This is a genomic window from Halanaeroarchaeum sp. HSR-CO (assembly GCF_024972755.1).
Lineage (GTDB): Archaea > Halobacteriota > Halobacteria > Halobacteriales > Halobacteriaceae > Halanaeroarchaeum.
This window is the reverse complement of the sequence record NZ_CP087724.1, coordinates 2,516,125-2,531,138: the sequence shown is the minus strand read 5'-3', so window position 1 is coordinate 2,531,138 and position 15,014 is coordinate 2,516,125. Positions and strand designations below refer to the sequence as shown.

At 65.7% G+C, this 15,014-nt stretch carries 17 protein-coding genes; 5 read left to right on the top strand and 12 right to left on the bottom strand.

Going from position 1 to position 15,014, the window contains the following annotated elements:
• The first annotated feature begins 293 nt into the window (after nt 1-293).
• Nucleotides 294-776, top strand: a complete 483-nt coding sequence (locus HSRCO_RS13260) for a DUF1440 domain-containing protein (protein WP_259518120.1) — start codon at nt 294-296, stop codon at nt 774-776.
• 365 nt (nt 777-1,141) lie between these two features.
• On the top strand, nt 1,142-2,809 hold the full coding sequence (gene thsB / locus HSRCO_RS13255) for a thermosome subunit beta (protein WP_259518119.1): 1,668 nt from the start codon (nt 1,142-1,144) through the stop codon (nt 2,807-2,809).
• Between the two features lie 125 nt (nt 2,810-2,934).
• Here thsB and lrp read toward each other — a convergent pair whose 3' ends face one another.
• Entirely contained in the window at nt 2,935-3,393 is a 459-nt protein-coding gene (gene lrp, locus HSRCO_RS13250; RefSeq protein WP_259518118.1) for an HTH-type transcriptional regulator Lrp, read from the bottom strand.
• Nucleotides 3,394-3,517: 124 nt separating this feature from the next.
• On the opposite strand from lrp, the gene glnA reads away from it, so the two are divergent.
• Nucleotides 3,518-4,888, top strand: a complete 1,371-nt coding sequence (gene glnA, locus HSRCO_RS13245; RefSeq protein ID WP_259518117.1) for a type I glutamate--ammonia ligase — start codon at nt 3,518-3,520, stop codon at nt 4,886-4,888.
• Here glnA and HSRCO_RS13240 read toward each other — a convergent pair.
• From HSRCO_RS13240 to HSRCO_RS13215, 6 genes are read right to left on the bottom strand one after another with little or no spacing between them, the layout of a single operon-like run.
• A complete protein-coding gene (locus tag HSRCO_RS13240; RefSeq protein WP_259518116.1) occupies nt 4,885-5,688 on the bottom strand; it encodes a phosphatase PAP2 family protein in 804 nt (267 codons plus the stop codon). The two genes, glnA and HSRCO_RS13240, sit on opposite strands and share 4 nt — an antisense overlap.
• Nucleotides 5,685-6,863: a YihY/virulence factor BrkB family protein gene (locus tag HSRCO_RS13235; RefSeq protein WP_259518115.1), complete on the bottom strand. Its 1,179-nt coding sequence runs from the start codon at nt 6,861-6,863 to the stop codon at nt 5,685-5,687. Before HSRCO_RS13235 ends, HSRCO_RS13240 begins: the two co-directional genes overlap by 4 nt.
• Before the next feature lie 48 nt (nt 6,864-6,911).
• Nucleotides 6,912-8,021 carry a tRNA (guanine(26)-N(2))-dimethyltransferase gene (locus tag HSRCO_RS13230; protein ID WP_259518114.1) on the bottom strand — a complete coding sequence of 370 codons (1,110 nt, stop codon included), beginning with the start codon at nt 8,019-8,021 and terminating at the stop codon, nt 6,912-6,914.
• A 57-nt stretch (nt 8,022-8,078) separates the two neighbouring features.
• Entirely contained in the window at nt 8,079-9,383 is a 1,305-nt protein-coding gene (gene aceB / locus HSRCO_RS13225) for a malate synthase AceB (RefSeq protein ID WP_259518113.1), read from the bottom strand.
• Between the two features lie 53 nt (nt 9,384-9,436).
• The gene (locus HSRCO_RS13220) at nt 9,437-10,480 is read right to left on the bottom strand and encodes an oxaloacetate decarboxylase (RefSeq protein WP_259518112.1); all 1,044 of its coding nucleotides are present in this window, start codon (nt 10,478-10,480) and stop codon (nt 9,437-9,439) included.
• On the bottom strand, nt 10,477-10,638 hold the full coding sequence (locus tag HSRCO_RS13215) for a hypothetical protein (protein ID WP_259518111.1): 162 nt from the start codon (nt 10,636-10,638) through the stop codon (nt 10,477-10,479). The genes HSRCO_RS13220 and HSRCO_RS13215 overlap by 4 nt, the downstream gene beginning before the upstream one ends.
• A 229-nt stretch (nt 10,639-10,867) precedes the next feature.
• Here HSRCO_RS13215 and HSRCO_RS13210 point away from each other — a divergent pair, with 229 nt between their 5' ends.
• Nucleotides 10,868-11,215, top strand: a complete 348-nt coding sequence (locus tag HSRCO_RS13210; RefSeq protein WP_259518110.1) for a hypothetical protein — start codon at nt 10,868-10,870, stop codon at nt 11,213-11,215.
• Between the two features lie 172 nt (nt 11,216-11,387).
• Here HSRCO_RS13210 and hisH read toward each other — a convergent pair whose 3' ends face one another.
• Genes hisH through HSRCO_RS13190 form a run of 4 tightly spaced genes read right to left on the bottom strand, consistent with a single transcriptional unit; the run spans nt 11,388 to nt 13,462 of the window.
• Nucleotides 11,388-12,044, bottom strand: coding sequence for an imidazole glycerol phosphate synthase subunit HisH (gene hisH, locus HSRCO_RS13205; protein ID WP_259518109.1), 657 nt, complete (start codon nt 12,042-12,044; stop codon nt 11,388-11,390).
• Nucleotides 12,045-12,100: 56 nt separating this feature from the next.
• On the bottom strand, nt 12,101-12,688 hold the full coding sequence (locus HSRCO_RS13200) for a uracil-DNA glycosylase family protein (protein ID WP_259518108.1): 588 nt from the start codon (nt 12,686-12,688) through the stop codon (nt 12,101-12,103).
• 25 nt (nt 12,689-12,713) lie between these two features.
• A complete protein-coding gene (locus tag HSRCO_RS13195) occupies nt 12,714-13,280 on the bottom strand; it encodes a DUF99 family protein (protein ID WP_259518107.1) in 567 nt (188 codons plus the stop codon).
• Nucleotides 13,281-13,285: 5 nt separating this feature from the next.
• Complete coding sequence (locus HSRCO_RS13190) at nt 13,286-13,462, bottom strand: DUF5786 family protein (RefSeq protein WP_259518106.1); 177 nt, start codon at nt 13,460-13,462, stop codon at nt 13,286-13,288.
• 81 nt (nt 13,463-13,543) lie between these two features.
• Here HSRCO_RS13190 and HSRCO_RS13185 point away from each other — a divergent pair, with 81 nt between their 5' ends.
• Nucleotides 13,544-14,155, top strand: a complete 612-nt coding sequence (locus tag HSRCO_RS13185; RefSeq protein ID WP_259518105.1) for an MBL fold metallo-hydrolase — start codon at nt 13,544-13,546, stop codon at nt 14,153-14,155.
• Here the strand turns inward: HSRCO_RS13185 and HSRCO_RS13180 are convergent, their stop codons facing one another.
• On the bottom strand, nt 14,156-14,923 hold the full coding sequence (locus HSRCO_RS13180; RefSeq protein WP_259518104.1) for a hypothetical protein: 768 nt from the start codon (nt 14,921-14,923) through the stop codon (nt 14,156-14,158).
• Nucleotides 14,924-15,014 lie beyond the last annotated feature (91 nt).

Below are 15,014 nucleotides of genomic sequence, written 5' to 3'. Positions count from 1 at the left end.
CGCTCGTCTTGCTCCGAAGTCTGGCTGCTTGGAGGGGCCCGTCTGCCGAGAAGGTCGACGGGCGACCGAGAGAGGGCGGTCTCGCATCGCCGTTCATTCCGTTCGAGGGTTTCTACGCGAGTCGTGCCGTACTGGGGGGGGGGGTGTTGGTCGACAGCGGGGCGAGCGGTTGGCCGAAGTGTTATCGATTGGCCGCCGGTCCACTGGTGGCACCTCGAACAGGTAACGCGACGGTAACTCACTAACCTGTTGGTAATATTAACTATTTGGTCTCGGGCCTCATCACTCACAGTATGGCAGAGACACACACGCAAGAGCAGGTCACTGGCATCGCACAGCAGCGCAACGTCTGGGTGACGGGCGGCGTCTCGGGGCTGTTCGGCGGCGTCGCGATGGGCGTGCTGCTCCAGATGATGATGACGCCGGTCATCACGACGGCGATTCCGGCGATGTACGGCACGAACGGGCTGGTCGCGGGGTGGATAATCCACCTGTTCAACAGCGTCGTCTTCGGATTGGCCTTCGCGGGCGCCGTGGTTTACCTCCCGGGGCTGTCCGACTACGCCGACCGCGTCACGACGAGTACGGGACTCGGGGTCGCGTACGGCGTCCTCCTCTGGATCGGCGCCGCGGCCATCGTCATGCCGATCTGGTTGGGCGCCGTCGGCTTCCCCAACGCGCCCCCGCTGCCGAACTTCAACCCGATGAGCCTCGTGGGCCACGTCGTCTTCGGTGCCATCCTCGGCGCGCTGTTCCCCGCCCTCGGGAACCGGTGACGCGGCCGACGCGCTCCACCGCTCTCCTTCTCTGGCCCGAAACTGCACGGGGAGACGTTTCAACCGCTGAACCCGCTGGGCAATCGTGGCGCCGCGGAGTACGACCCTGCCGTTCTGGACGTCCCGGAGCCCGGTCGGAGACGACGACGCAGATCGAGCCCTTCGATCGATTCTCGATGACGGTCGTGATGTCGCAATAAACCATTGGTAACATGTCTCGTGAAGACGGTCGCCGTTCGGCCGTGGAATCTGCTAACCGCAGTACAGTGGTGGGACTGGCCCGATCTCCGCGGTGGACGCTATGACCGTCGCCCTTCCCCAAAGCCAAACCCTTTTATAGAAGGACATTCAATCACTGGCTGACGATGTCTCAGCGACGTATGCAAGGCCAGCCCATGATCATCATGGGAGATGACGCACAGCGAGTAAAGGACAAAGACGCCCAGGAGCATAACATTTCTGCGGCGCGGGCGGTCGCGGACTCGGTCCGCTCGACGCTCGGCCCGAAGGGCATGGACAAGATGCTCGTCTCCTCGATGGGCGATGTTACCGTCACCAACGACGGCGTCACCATCCTGCAGGAGATGGACATCGACAACCCGACGGCCGAAATGATCGTCGAGGTCGCAGAGACACAGGAGGACGAAGCCGGTGACGGCACCACCACCGCGGTCGCCATCGCGGGCGAACTCCTCAAAAACGCCGAGGACCTCCTCGAGCGGGACATCCATCCGACGGCCATTATCAAGGGATACAACGTGGCCGCCGAGCGTGCCCGCGAAGAGGTCGACGACATCGCCATCGCGGTCGACCCCGACGACGAGGACCTCGTGCGCAGCGTCGCCGAGACCTCCATGACCGGCAAGGGCGCCGAACTCGACAAGGAACTCCTCTCGGGCATCATCTACGAGGCCCTCGAGCAGGTCTCCGTCGAGGCCGACGACGGCTCCACGGTCGTCGACATGGAGAGTCTCAACATCGAGACCCAGACCGGTAGCAGCGTCAGCGAGTCCGAGTTGCTCGTCGGCGCGGCCATCGACAAGGATCCGGTCCACGACGACATGCCCAGCGAGGTCGAGGACGCGAAGATCCTCCTCCTCAACGAGGCCATCGAGGTCGAGGAGGCCGAAGCGGACACCCAGGTCTCCATCGACAGTCCCGACCAGCTCCAGAAGTTCCTCGACAAAGAAGAAGAGCAGCTCCGCGAGAAGGTCGACCAGATCAAGGAGACCGGCGCGAACGTCGTCTTCTGCCAGAAGGGTATCGACGACATGGCCCAGCACTTCCTCGCGAAGGAAGGCATCCTGGCCGTTCGCCGCGCGAAGAAGTCGGACATGGAGTTCCTCAAGAACGTCCTGAACGCCGCCATCGTCACGGACCTCGACGCCGCCACCGCCGCCGACCTCGGTGAGGGTAGCGTCACCCGCGACGACGATGACGAACTGTTCTACGTCGAGAGCGACAGCGAGGAGGCACTCGGTGTGACCCTTCTCCTGCGCGGCTCCACCGACCACGTCGTCGACGAGGTCGAGCGTGGCATCACCGACGCCCTGGACGTCGCCGCCCAGGCCCTGACCGACGGTCGCGTCCTGCCCGGCGGTGGCGCCATCGAGGTCGAACTGGCCGACCGCCTGCGCTCCTTCGCGGACAGCGTCGAAGGCCGCGAACAGCTCGCCGTCGAGGCGTTCGCGGACTCCCTCGAGCTCGTCCCGCGCGTGCTCGCGGAGAACGCTGGGCTCGACTCCATCGACACGCTCGTCGACCTGCGCGCCGCCCACGAGGCGGGCGACCAGCGCGCCGGCCTGAACGTCTTCACGGGCGACGTCGAGGACACCTTCGAGTCCGGCGTGGTCGAACCCGCTCACGCCAAAGAACAGGCGCTCAACTCCGCCAGCGAGGCCGCGAACCTGGTCCTCAAGATCGACGACATCATCTCCGCCGGGGACCTCTCCACCGACAAAGGTGACGACGAGGGCGGTGCCGGCGGCATGGGCGGCATGGGCGGTATGGGTGGCATGGGCGGCGCGATGTAAGGCCGGCCACTTTCCACAACAGACCCCGACCGTCTGGCCCGAATCGACGACGAATTTCCTCCGTCCATACGCTCTCCAGACAGCGCTGGCTGGGGGTATTCTCGGGCCCGGAGAACGGTGGCCGGTCAGTCGTGAATATCCAGTTCGAACTGGTTGCATTCGACCGGCGCGTCGAGGACGACGCTCGTGTTCGACTCCTTGATGTCGGCGTCCGCGAGCAGGTCCTTGATCAACTGGTTCATATCGTCGGTGTCGGTGAACTTGCCGACGGCGATAATATCGAACTCGCCCGTCACCTCGTAGACGTTGACCATCTGCTTGTGGCCCTCGAGGCGGTCGGTGATGTCCGGGAGGGCGTTCCCCTCGACCTTGAGCTGGACGATGGCGGTGACGTCGTAGCCCAGTTTCTCGTAATCGACCATGGGTGTATAGCCCTCGATGACCCCCTCCGCCTCCAGGTCCTTGAGGTGATTCGACACGGTCGTGACCGAGACGTCGAGTTCCTCGGCGAGACTGCGAAGACTTGCCCGTCCGTCCTCGAGGAGTGCGTTGATGAGCGTGGCGTCCAGATTCTCGTAGGTCATAGCTCACTGTGGGTGCCGGGGGGATTAGAAGTTTACGAATGTCCAGTTTCGCTGAGAAAACTCAGAATTGCGCCGAACGATAGGGCTTTAATACTAGGAGTGTTCGAATCAGATGACCAACCCAATGACAAACGGAACCGAACTCCCGGACGGGGGACTCACTGCCGAGGAACAGGCGGTCGTCGAACGCATCGAAGAAGAGAACATCGATTTCCTGCGGCTCCAGTTCACGGACATCCTGGGGACCGTCAAGAACGTCTCGATCCCGGCGAGCCAGGCGGAGAAGGCCTTCGAGGAGGGCATTTACTTCGACGGCTCGAGCATCGAGGGATTCGTGCGGATCCAGGAATCCGACATGCGCCTCGACCCCGACCCCTCGACGTTCGCCGTCCTCCCGTGGCGGCGCCGGGACGACGGCGGTGCGGCCAGGCTCATCTGTGACGTCGTCGATACGGAGACGGGCGAGCCCTTCTCGGGCGACCCACGATACGTCCTCGAACGGGCCATCGACCGCGCAGCGGAGATGGGGTACACGCTCAACGCGGGGCCCGAACCGGAATTTTTCATCTTCGAGAAGGACGACGGCAGCGCGACGACCCGGACCCACGACACCGGGGGCTACTTCGACCTCGGGCCGAAGGACCTCGCCTCGGATATGCGCCGGGAGATGATCTACGTACTCGAGGAGATGAACTTCGAGGTAGAGTCGAGTCACCACGAGGTCGCCGACGGCCAGCACGAGATCAGCTTCAAGTACGCCGACGCGCTCACCACGGCAGACAACATCGCGACCTTCAGGTCGGTCGTCCGGGCCGTCGCGGAGATGCACGACGTGCACGCGACCTTCATGCCCAAACCCATCTCGAACATCAACGGCTCGGGCATGCACACCCACCTCTCGCTGTTCACCGAGGGCGGCGAGAACGCCTTCTACGACGGTGACGACGAATTCAACCTCTCGGAGACGGCCTACTCGTTCCTCGCGGGCATCCTCGAACACGCCCCGGCCATCACGGCCATCGCCAACCCGACGGTGAACTCGTATAAACGTCTCGTTCCCGGTTACGAGGCCCCTGTCTACGTCGCGTGGTCGGACGTCAACCGCTCGGCACTCGTCCGGAAACCCGCCGCCCGGGTCCCCGCCTCCTCGCGCATCGAGTTGCGTTCGCCCGACCCGACGGCCAACCCGTATCTCGCGCTCGCCGTCATGCTCCAGGCCGGCCTAGAGGGCATCGAACGTGGCCTCGAGGCGCCCGATCCGGTCCGCGAGAACATCTACGAGTTCGACGAGGCCAAACGCGACGAGTACGGCATCGACACGTTGCCTGGCAGTCTCGGCGAGGCGGTCGAGGCGCTCGAGGCGGACGACGTCGTCCTCGATGCGCTCGGCGAGCACGTTGCCGAGAAGTTCGTCCAGGCGAAAAAACAGGAGTTCGCCGAGTACAAGACGGACGTCTCTGCCTGGGAGATCGACCGCTACCTGGAGAAGTTCTAGCCGTTCAGTCCCGGGACGGCAAGGAACAGCGCTCCGGCCCCTGCTCCCGCGAACCCGGCGACGATCGGGACGCCCGATTCGAAACCGACGCCGAGGAGGAGTCCTCCACCGACCGCTGCCGCGACGATCCGTACCGTTTCTATCTCGCTATCGGCGACCCGATCGTTCACGAGCCACCACCCGATGGCACCGCCCGAGACGACGCCGACCTGGAGGGCGGTTTCGGCCGTCCCCGCCAGGAGGGTGCCGGCCAGCGCGACCGGGACGCTCATGGCGAATGCGATGGTCAGCTGCTCGCTCGCGACCCACCGGACCGCGGCCAGTGCCAGCAGTCCCACGACGATCCCGGCGACGACGTCGACGAAGTAATGCACCCCGAGGAACACCCTCGAGAGCGCGACCACGACGACGAGAACCCCCGCGAGACCGTACCGGTTCGTTCGCGACCACCGTTTCAGGTACACCGCCAGCGCGGCGTAGGTGGCGGTGGCGCCCGTCGCGTGGCCACTCGGGAATCCCATCCCGTCCTCGGGTATGAGCATGACGTCCGCAGGTGGGCGTGGCATCGCGAACCCGTACTTCAAGAAGAGGGTCAACGCGAGGGCGAAGAACGTCGTGGCCAGGACCGTGGCGCCCGCCCGCCGGTCGAGGAGGCCGTACTGGGGGCCGAGCCAGTAGACGGCCACCGCGAGGACGGCCACGAACACCGGATCGCCGAGCCCCGTCACCACGACCAGGATCGGGACCACGGTCTCGGGGACGGACTGCGAGATGGCTGCGGCGACACCCTGTCCCCTCATGAGCGACGTTCGCGGAGCCAGTCGAGCACCGACCCTGGTGCACTCGCCGCGGCGAACCCGACGCCGAAGAGGACCATCAGGACGTAGAGACCGAGCGTCGACAGCCAGACGACGATCATCGCGAGAATGGCCCAGCCACCCTCTAGCCAGTAGAACGCGCCCAGGGTCATCAGGGTCCCGTAGAGCAACACCAGGTAGGGCCCCCAGCCGCGCGCCTTCCCGCGCCGAAGTTTGCGCCTGACGTAACGCTGCAGGTCGTGTTCGAGGTCGTCCTTCGAGACCGTCTTCTCGTCGAGCGATTCTCGTAGCTCACGGACCTCTCGGCCGATGGCCGCGACGTCGGGGGCCGGGTCCGCCCGTGGTTCGTCCTCGTCGTCGATACTCTCGGCGTCCTCTCCGATTCGTCCCGCCAACACGGCGTTGACTACAGCCCCCACCATGATAATAACCCCGCCCAGATACAGCCAGGTCACCAGGAGTAACGCTGCACCGAGCACCCCGTAGAGTCGAAAACTCGGGACGAACTGGGCGTAGATGCCGAAGGTCGTCGCCAGCGCCGTCCACCCGACGGCGGTCAGAACGGTTCCCGGTAGGGCCTCCCTGAGGCTCACATCCGCGTCGGGGAATATGTAAAAGATCGGCAGGAAGGCGAGGGCCAGCCCGACGGTCAACGCGGCCGGCCCGACGATCAGCGCAACCGATCCGAGGTCGAGGACCGAGAGGACCACGCCGAGGAGGAGGACGCCGGCAACCGACACGGAGATGACGGCGACGACGAGCAGCGCATCACCCAGCTGTGAGAGTAGCGGTTCGGCCATCTCGTCGCCGTAGATCGAAGAGAATGCCACGTCGAGTCCGCGGAACACCCGGAGCGACGACCACAGGAGGACGGCGACCCCGACCACCGTGATCCCGCCCCCCGGCCCGCTCGCGTCGACGGCGTTGGCGAGGGCCGCCGCGCCCGCGGGAGTCACCATGTCGCCCACGAGCCCGAGCACCTCGCTCGAGACGTCGTAGCCGAGTGCGGTCCCGACGGAAATCGACAGGAGGAGCAACGGGATGACCGAGAGGAAGCCGTAGTAGGCCACCGCGGCGGCCAGAAAACCGATCTGATTGCGATGGACTGCGTTCGCTGTCTCGCGGAGGGTCGGCCACGAGGATTCCTGTCGACTCACTAATCGGTCGTTTGACTGGCCATTACTAATAGTCGGGTGGTCCCGCCGTCAGTGCAGCGCGGCCCGTATCTCGTCGACCCTGGCTGTCGTCTTGAACGTCGTCCCGTCGTAGTGGGTGCGCGAGGCCTCGAAACCGGCGTCGCTGAGCGTCTCGAGAAAGTCGTCCATCGCGATGGCCGGTTCGCTCCACCGCTTGTAGAGGCGGTGCTGGTCGAAGTGCATCGGCACGTCGAGTTCGCCGGCGAGGCGGTCGAGGAGGCGGTCGGCACGGGTGGCCGTTGCCATCGTCTCGTCGAGTTCCCCGCGGACGACCTCCACGAACGCCGGATCGTGCGTTTGTTCGAGCCAGACCGGTCCCGCAGTCAGGACCTCCGTTCCACCGCAGACCTGACACTCTGCCGGCGGATCGGCTGTCAGGCCATACTCGTGCTCCCGGTGGAGACACTCGGGGCAGTGATAGACGTGCCCGAGAGCGTCGATGGACTCGTTCGCGTCGGTCGCGCGGTGGGAGAGGTCGAGGTAGGTTCGCACGTAGTGGTCGCTGACGTGGCTGAGGATGGGGGTGACACCCACGTCGTACCGGGCCGCGGTCCGGGCGAGCGCCGAGAGCAAAATCCGCAGTCCCATCTCCGGGTGATACTCGGTGTTCCGTGGGACCGCACTGTACCGGCGCTTACCACTCGCGAAGTGGGCTCCACAGAGTGGGGCGGTATCGGTCGCCGTGACCGCGACCAGGTCCCGGGTGTTGGCGAACGCCGCGTCGGCGAAGGGGATGGGGGAGCCGAACGGGTCCAGGTCGGTGACGTCGAAGACGGTCTCGGCGTCGTGGAGGACGGCGTTCGCGTCCTGGTAGTGGACCGTCCCGTCGAGGTCGTTGCGAGCCAGGTTCTCTCGACAGAGGTCGACCGCATCCGGGTCGACGTCGGCCATGCTCACCGTCCAGCCGTCGGCCGCCGCGCGGACGCCGCGGATCCCCGATGCCGCCATCGCGTCGAAGTAGCTCTCGGCTCGCGGCTCTCGCTCCCGGTAGGCACTCAGGGTCGCCACCGTCAGGTCGCGGTTGAGTTGCTGGTCCGGATTGAAGAACACGTCCTCGGTCCGCGCGTCGCCGGACTGTTCGGGTACCGCGACCGTGACCGTCCCCTCGGTGACCTCCATACGGTGGCTGGTCGCCGCGGCGCGAAAAACGTCCGGGTTTCGGTCGTCGGTCGCGACTCAGTTCCCGACGGCAGTCGCCCGCTGTACCACCGACGCGCCGTAACGCTCTTCGAGTGCTTCGTGCTGGTCCGGCCGGTTCTCGTAGACGTCTTTGAAGAGGGCGATGGGCGTGCTGGCGGCCTGGTAGGTGGCCTCGTCCCACATCCGGTCCGCTTCGATATCGACTTCGATGCCGTCGATGCGCAGCGTCACCGCCTGCGTCATGGCGATAGCGCCCTTGCCCGCCTCCTTCGCGGCCTCGAACTCCGCCATGGAGTCGACGACGTCGTCCAGGCTCGGAACGTACTCCACGAGGTCGAGGATCGCGTCCGAGAGGTCTTCGTCGTCGAGATGTTCGTCGTCGCCGCCGACACCGAGGCGGTAGCCGTCGTCCGTCGCCTCGAGTTCGATGCGGTCGCCGTCGTAGGTCGCGACGCCGTCCTCCGGGCGCAGTTCGACCTCCCGGCCGTCCGCGTCGAGGAGCCAGTAGCCCTCCTCCGGCGGGAGCGGTGCGGTGTTGGCCTCGACGACCTGGCCGGGCGTGAGCGCCCAGATGCCGAGCATCCCCTTCGCGTGGTTGTCCTCCATCCGGTCGTGGTAGCCCTCGACGTCGCGGATGTCGTCGTACGGGCCGTCGATCGCGATCAGGCCAGCGGCGCTGGCCGCCCGGGAGGTGTTGTGCCGGAGTTCGGCCCACGGTGGGAGGCCGCCGGTCGGGGTCATCGCGCGCATGTCTTTCGTGTAGTCGACCTCGCCGTCGACGAGGAGGAACAGCCGTTCGAGGTTGTTCTCCGGTCGACCCATCTCCTCGCGGAGGTCCCCCATGGCGAGTTCGGCGGCCCCGCTCTCGACGATGACGGACATGGCGAGACTCCCCTCCTCCATGCCGTGTTCGGTCTCGACGATGGTCAGGAACTCGTCGGCCTTCTTCCAGTCGTCGATGCCACCGACCTCCGGGATGACGAACCCGTCGATCTGCTCGCCCGCGCCGTCCTCGGGGTCGGCTATCTCGAGCATATGCTGGAAGCCGCGGTACCGCGTGGCCGGGCTATCGCGGTGCCAGACTACCCGCGGGTGGATCTCTGCCGGCACGTCCTCGCCGTGCGCCGTGACCACCTCGACGATGTTCTCGACCCCCTCGTCTCGCATCGACGGTGCGGTCGCGTCCTCGTTGTCCGGGACCCAGACGTCCGGGGCCTCCATGCCGCGGAGCTGGGCTGCACGTCGCAGCATCTTCGCGGAGTCCGCTTCACCCTCCACCGCCGTCGGCGTGGTGAAGAAGCTTCGCACGAACGCTCTGTCGTGATCTCGTTCGGTACTCATCGTCCTCGAAGGGTTGCAGTTGCCTGGTTCATAATTGTGGGCCCTTCGGCAATTCAATCGTCCGTGGAGATGACCGTCTCCTCGCGGTCCCCGCTGAATCCCTCGGAGTTCGCCATCCGTTCTCGGGCCTCCCGGTCGAAACGACCCTCGATGTCCTGGTACAGTGGGACCTGGGAGAGCTCGTGGTGGCTCTCCGTCGCGTGGCCGAGATACCGCTCCTCCAGGTCGAACTGGGCCGTCTCGTCGTTCTCGGCGAGGTTCTGCATGTCCTCGTAGACGTGGTAGGCGCCGGAGTGCAGCGCGAACAGGGTGATGAAGATGTACTCGTACCCCAAATCGCCGAGTTCCTGGAACGTGAGCGGATCCTCCTCTTCGGACCAGGCGAAAGAGGAGGAGTAGTTGAACGCCAGTCGGAGGTCCGGGTGAGTCTCGTGGATGGTTTCGGCGTACTCGACAGCGTCCTCCCGGGACGGGTCGGGCATCTCGGGCCAGACGATGTCGACCCCCGCGTCCGCGTACAGGCGGCCGCGCTCGAGGTGTTCCTCCCAGTCGCCGTTCGCGGAGCCATAGGCGTCCGTCCGGGCGATGATGATGGTGTCCTCGGACTGCCTGGCGTTCACGGCCGCCTCGAAGCGGGCGACGGCCTTCTCGCGCGAGACGATCTCCTTGCCGGCGATGTGCCCACAGCGCTTGGGCGTCTGCTGGTCCTCGATGTGGATCGCGGCCACGCCGGCCTTCTCGTACTCCCTGACCGTGCGTCGCACGTTGTGGATGCCGCCGTAGCCGGTGTCGGCGTCCGCGATGACCGGCAGGGTGGTCGCCTCGACGATGCGTTTTGCGTTCTCGACCATCTCGGTCATCGAGACCATCTCGAGGTCCGGGAAGCCGAACTGACCGAGCACGGTCGAGTACCCGGACATGTAGGCGGCATCGAGGCCCGCCATCTCCGCGAGTCGGGCGTCGAGTGCGTGATAGATCCCCGGGGCGAACACGAAGTCCTGCTCGTCGAACCGGTCGCGGAGTTCGCGACCAGCGGTGTTGTCGAGGTCACGCCGGGTGTAGTCCGTCTCCCCCAGGGAAGCGATATCGTCGGTCATCGTGATCGAGGATCAGTGGGCTGGTCGAGTGTCTGCCGGTGGCTCCAGACGGCTTCGGCGAGGTACTCGTACCGGTCGTCGGTGTCTTCGGCGTCGGTGCGCAGGTCGGGAACGGCCGGAAGGCCGGTGTTCTCTATGTCGGTGTATCGGGTTGACATGGTATCGTGGGTCGTCGCTGGTCGTTCGGCGGTTGGGTGGCTGTTCGTCGGGTCTGGCGTCCGTCTCCTGCGTGATGTACCATTGCATCCAATGGGTCGGGGAAGTACCGAATAAAGTTAATGATTAATAATGACTATATGGGGGGAAGAGTATTATCACACTATTTTGACAAGGTCTACCACGAAATCGACCGTACCGACTTTAGCCCTCCCCTGCAAAGGACGGGTCGTGTCGACCGTCGAGGACTGGCGCGACGCACTCGCCGAGGCCGGTGCACTCACGCCAGCGATCGTAAAGGAGATTCTCGATGTCCACGGCGACCGCGGACAGCGGGCCATCGAGGCGGTCACCGAGCGACGGGTGAAGGAGTATCGTGACTTCACGGTGGTCGTGGGACACGGTGACGAGTACATCGTCGAGGACGGGGAGTGTACCTGCAAGGACAGCGAATACAACCTCGACCCTGCGGACCCGACCCAGCGGTGCTGGCACGCCATCGCGGTCGATATCGCCGAGCGGATCGACGAGATCGACCGCCACGACATGTGGTACTCGGAAGTCAGGGAGTTTCTGTAACGCGGGGCGACCCAGGGTTCAAATACGAAACCAGGGCCACCTGCGTCCATGCCCTGAACACTGCCCCGGAGCGAACGAGGCGGGAGTGTGATCACCCGCTCCGGGTCATAGCCGATCGGCAACTACACCGGTGCTATCCATCGATCGCCTGTTCGCACACCATACCGGGTCGCTACTGGTCGGCGACGATATCCACGAAGTTCTGGAGGACGCGGAGCCCCGTCTCGCCGGACTTCTCCGGGTGGAACTGCGTTCCGAAGACGTTCCCCGCCTCGTTGGCGACGACGGCCGGGAACTCGACGCCGTACTTCGTCGTGGCGACGACCGTCGTGGGGTCGTCGGGTTCGGCGTAGTAGGAGTGCACGAAGTAGGCGTATCCCCCGTCGACACCCTCGACGAGCGGGTGCGCTCGCTCGACCGAGAGGTCGTTCCAGCCCATGTGGGGCACCTTCTGGTTACCCGTGAACCGGACGTTCCGACCGGGAATGAGATCGAGGCCCTGGACGTCGCCCTGTCCCTCCCGCTCGGCCTCCTCGCTCGAGGTGAGCAACATCTGCATCCCGAGACAGATGCCCAGGATGGGAACGCCGTCCTCGGCAGCGGAGACGAGGTCCTCGCGGAACGGCCCGGCGTTCTCCATGCCGTCGCCGAAGGCCCCGACGCCGGGCAGGACGATGCCGTCCGCGTCCTGGAGGTCGGCGGGGTCGTCGGAGATGGTGACGCTCGCGCCCGCCCGCTCGAGGCCCCGCGTCGCGCTCCGGAGGTTCCCCAGGCCGTAGTCCACGACCATCACGGACGTGGCGGTCTGTTCGGGGGACTGCTGGCTCATGTTCAGTCCTACTTGATTCGGCGCCTTGGCCCTTTCCGTCGCGGCGACACTGCCGCTCAGAACTCCCCGAGACTCGCCTGGTCGCTGCGGGGGTTGCCGGCCAGCTCGGCGGCGTCGGCGATGACCTGCTCGAAGGTCCCGCGTTGACTCCGGTCGTAGAGCGTGGCCGCCGGATGGACACAGATCATCACGTCCCGGACCTGGTCGTCGATAGCGACCGACTCGACGGTGCCGGCCTCGCTCGTCACGGCGACCGACCGGTCGAGCAGGTTTTCGCTGGGGACCTTCCCGAGGGTGACCACGACCGCCGGGTCCACCGCGGCTATCTCGCGGTCGAGGTACGGCCGACAGTTCGCCCGCTCTGTCGCTGTCGGGTCGCGATTGTCCGGCGGCCGACAGCGGACGCTGTTGGTGATCCGGACTACCGACCGGTCCAGGCCATGGTCCCGGAGGACTTCGTCGAGGATCTTCCCGCTCCGTCCGACGAAGGGCTCCCCATCGGCGTCCTCCTGTTGTCCTGGCGCTTCGCCGACGAAGAGGATCGCCGCGTCGGCAGGGCCGACCCCGTTGACGATGCGGCTTCGCGACTCGACGAGGGCCGGACAGCGCGTGCACTCGGTCACGACCAGGTCGTCCTGCTCCATGTCCCTCCTCACGCGGTCGGACGGATTAAGCGTCGGTGGTTCGCCGGACGAACCGATCAGCAGCCCTGGCGGCCTGGCGAGCCACGCGGACCGGCTCCGGCCGCCCGCCGGCCGGCGTGTACGCTTCGACGACGTCGGCCGCTTCTTCCTGGCCGATACCGACGGCCCGGATATAGACCGTCTCCCCGTTGACGGTCGTCGCTCGTCGGTCCGGTAGCGAGCGGTAGGCCGCCAGCCGCCGGTCGAGTGCGTCTCCGTCGAACTCCCGGCGGAGCGCCGGTTCGAGTCCGTCGCTCTCCTCGAACGTGACCGAGATGACGGGCCGATCCGCAACCCGGGACAGGGCCCGCAGGTCGACGACGTTGAACCACGCCAGTGCAACCCCCGCGAGGAGGAGATAGCGGATATCGTCCCTGTCGAGGTCGCTGTAGAGGTCACGGATCGATTCGGTGGCGTCGAGTCCACCCACTGTACAGGAAGAAAATTCGAATCCGTCCACGGCCCGTGCGGCAGTCACCACGACGCCGGCCAGCGTCGAACGGTTGCCGCGATACGACTCGGCGACACCGAGCGCCCGGACACCCGGCTTCACCGCGGTTACTCCTTGATGTCTTTGAGTTTGTCGAGCAGTTCGTCGTTCGATGCCCCGATCTCGAAGTCGACGTCCCCCTCGTGTTCGTATTCAGCCGTTTCTACCCCTTCGTCCCCGTCCATATCGTCCGAATCGAGCGACTGTCGCTCCTGTTCGGATTCATCGTAACTCCCAAAGCCCATATCTACTGGTAGGTATGTGCCGACACCACTAAAATTGCCCGCCCGGGCGACGTTTTTCCGAACGGACCCCCTACGGCCGCTATGAACGTCGTCAATCTGGCCGTCGATGCGGACGTCTTCACCAGCAACGCGTATCTCGTCGAGGGGGACCGGACGGTCCTGATCGACCCCGGTGCGATGCCTGGCACTATCGATGCTATCCGCGACCGAGGGGCGGCCCTCGACGCCGTGGTCGTCACCCACCAGCACGCCGACCACGTCGCGGAACTCGATTCCGTGGTCGACGCCTTCTCGCCGGATGTATACGCGTATGCGGACCATCCTCGGCGAACCGAGGCTCTGGTCGACGGCGACCACCTCGACATCGGTGACGAACGGTTCGAGGCGGTTCACACACCCGGACACGCCGACGACCACCTCGCGTTCGTCTCCGAGACGACGCTCTTCTCGGGCGACGTCGTTGTCCACGACGACGCGGCCTTCACGGGTGGCTCGTTCGGCCGCACCGACCAGCCGGGACAGTCCCGGTCGACGCTCATCGAGAGTATCGAGCGCCTCCTCGACCGGCTGCCGGACTCGGTCGAGGCGATGTATGCCGGTCACGGTGGGACCTTCGAGGGTGACGTGCGGTCCGTCGTGGAGCGGGCGCTCGATCGTGCCAAGCGCCGGGAACCGAAGTACCCCGAGGAGTAATCAGTCGTTCCGGCGGCCACCCGTCCGCCAGGTGGTCCAGTCGTACATCCGCTCGACCTCGCCACCCTGCTGGCGGATGGCGACGGCGGTCGTGAACAGGAACGCGCCGACGAGGACGGTCCCGATGATCCACGTCGCCGCGACCAGCGATTCGTACTCCGTGAGCGACCCGATGGCCAGGTCGGCCAGGACGGTCACGGTGAACGCCACCACGGCGGGGAAGAGGTGGCGGGTCATCGCGGCGATGCTCGTGCCCTCGTGCCGTCGGACGACCAGTACCGCGTACCAGAGCGCCCAGGCCGAGGCGGCCACCCACCCGATGCTGACGACGAGTCCGGTCCAGGCGTGGACGTAGAGGAACCCACTCCACCAGGCGACGATGAACGCGGCGATGATGAGGTAGTCGGCCCACTCGGGGAGCGGACTCTCGCCGGTCTCCCCGCCCCGCCGACAGGAGAAGTACATCGCACGGAACCCGAGTGCGAGAAAGAGGATGAAAAAGAGCGTGGCACCCTCCGAGAAGACCGCCGGCCACTCCATCCCGGTCCAGAGCGCGACCACGCCGGACGATCCGTAGAGGAAGGCTGCGCCAGTCGCGATGGCGAGATACCAGATCCGCTTGCGCGCCGCGCCGACGGCCACGTACTCCGTATACGCGTAGAGGTAGACGAGCAAGATGACCGCAGCCAGCGCGATGACGAGGTGGGCGAGTAGCTGGGTGGCGGCGAGCGCGGCAGCGGCGTCAGTGCTCGGAGCGGGTTCTAACATTCCCTATGCTGCGTACGTCAGGGTGAAAAATCAACCGCCTCGGTCGTTCCCACTGGATGGGAACTCATGCGGTCTGTCGCCATCGCCATCC

Coding starts and splice junctions, on each gene's coding strand:
- HSRCO_RS13240 (WP_259518116.1), bottom strand. CDS start 5,688: ATGAGGGGACAGGGTGTCGCCGCAGCCATCTCGCAGTCCGTCCCCGAG.
- HSRCO_RS13185 (WP_259518105.1), top strand. CDS start 13,544: ATGAACGTCGTCAATCTGGCCGTCGATGCGGACGTCTTCACCAGCAAC.
- thsB (WP_259518119.1), top strand. CDS start 1,142: ATGTCTCAGCGACGTATGCAAGGCCAGCCCATGATCATCATGGGAGAT.
- lrp (WP_259518118.1), bottom strand. CDS start 3,393: ATGACCTACGAGAATCTGGACGCCACGCTCATCAACGCACTCCTCGAG.
- glnA (WP_259518117.1), top strand. CDS start 3,518: ATGACAAACGGAACCGAACTCCCGGACGGGGGACTCACTGCCGAGGAA.
- HSRCO_RS13215 (WP_259518111.1), bottom strand. CDS start 10,638: ATGTCAACCCGATACACCGACATAGAGAACACCGGCCTTCCGGCCGTT.
- aceB (WP_259518113.1), bottom strand. CDS start 9,383: ATGAGTACCGAACGAGATCACGACAGAGCGTTCGTGCGAAGCTTCTTC.
- HSRCO_RS13180 (WP_259518104.1), bottom strand. CDS start 14,923: ATGTTAGAACCCGCTCCGAGCACTGACGCCGCTGCCGCGCTCGCCGCC.
- HSRCO_RS13200 (WP_259518108.1), bottom strand. CDS start 12,688: ATGGAGCAGGACGACCTGGTCGTGACCGAGTGCACGCGCTGTCCGGCC.
- HSRCO_RS13190 (WP_259518106.1), bottom strand. CDS start 13,462: ATGGGCTTTGGGAGTTACGATGAATCCGAACAGGAGCGACAGTCGCTC.
- HSRCO_RS13260 (WP_259518120.1), top strand. CDS start 294: ATGGCAGAGACACACACGCAAGAGCAGGTCACTGGCATCGCACAGCAG.
- HSRCO_RS13220 (WP_259518112.1), bottom strand. CDS start 10,480: ATGACCGACGATATCGCTTCCCTGGGGGAGACGGACTACACCCGGCGT.
- hisH (WP_259518109.1), bottom strand. CDS start 12,044: ATGAGCCAGCAGTCCCCCGAACAGACCGCCACGTCCGTGATGGTCGTG.
- HSRCO_RS13230 (WP_259518114.1), bottom strand. CDS start 8,021: ATGGAGGTCACCGAGGGGACGGTCACGGTCGCGGTACCCGAACAGTCC.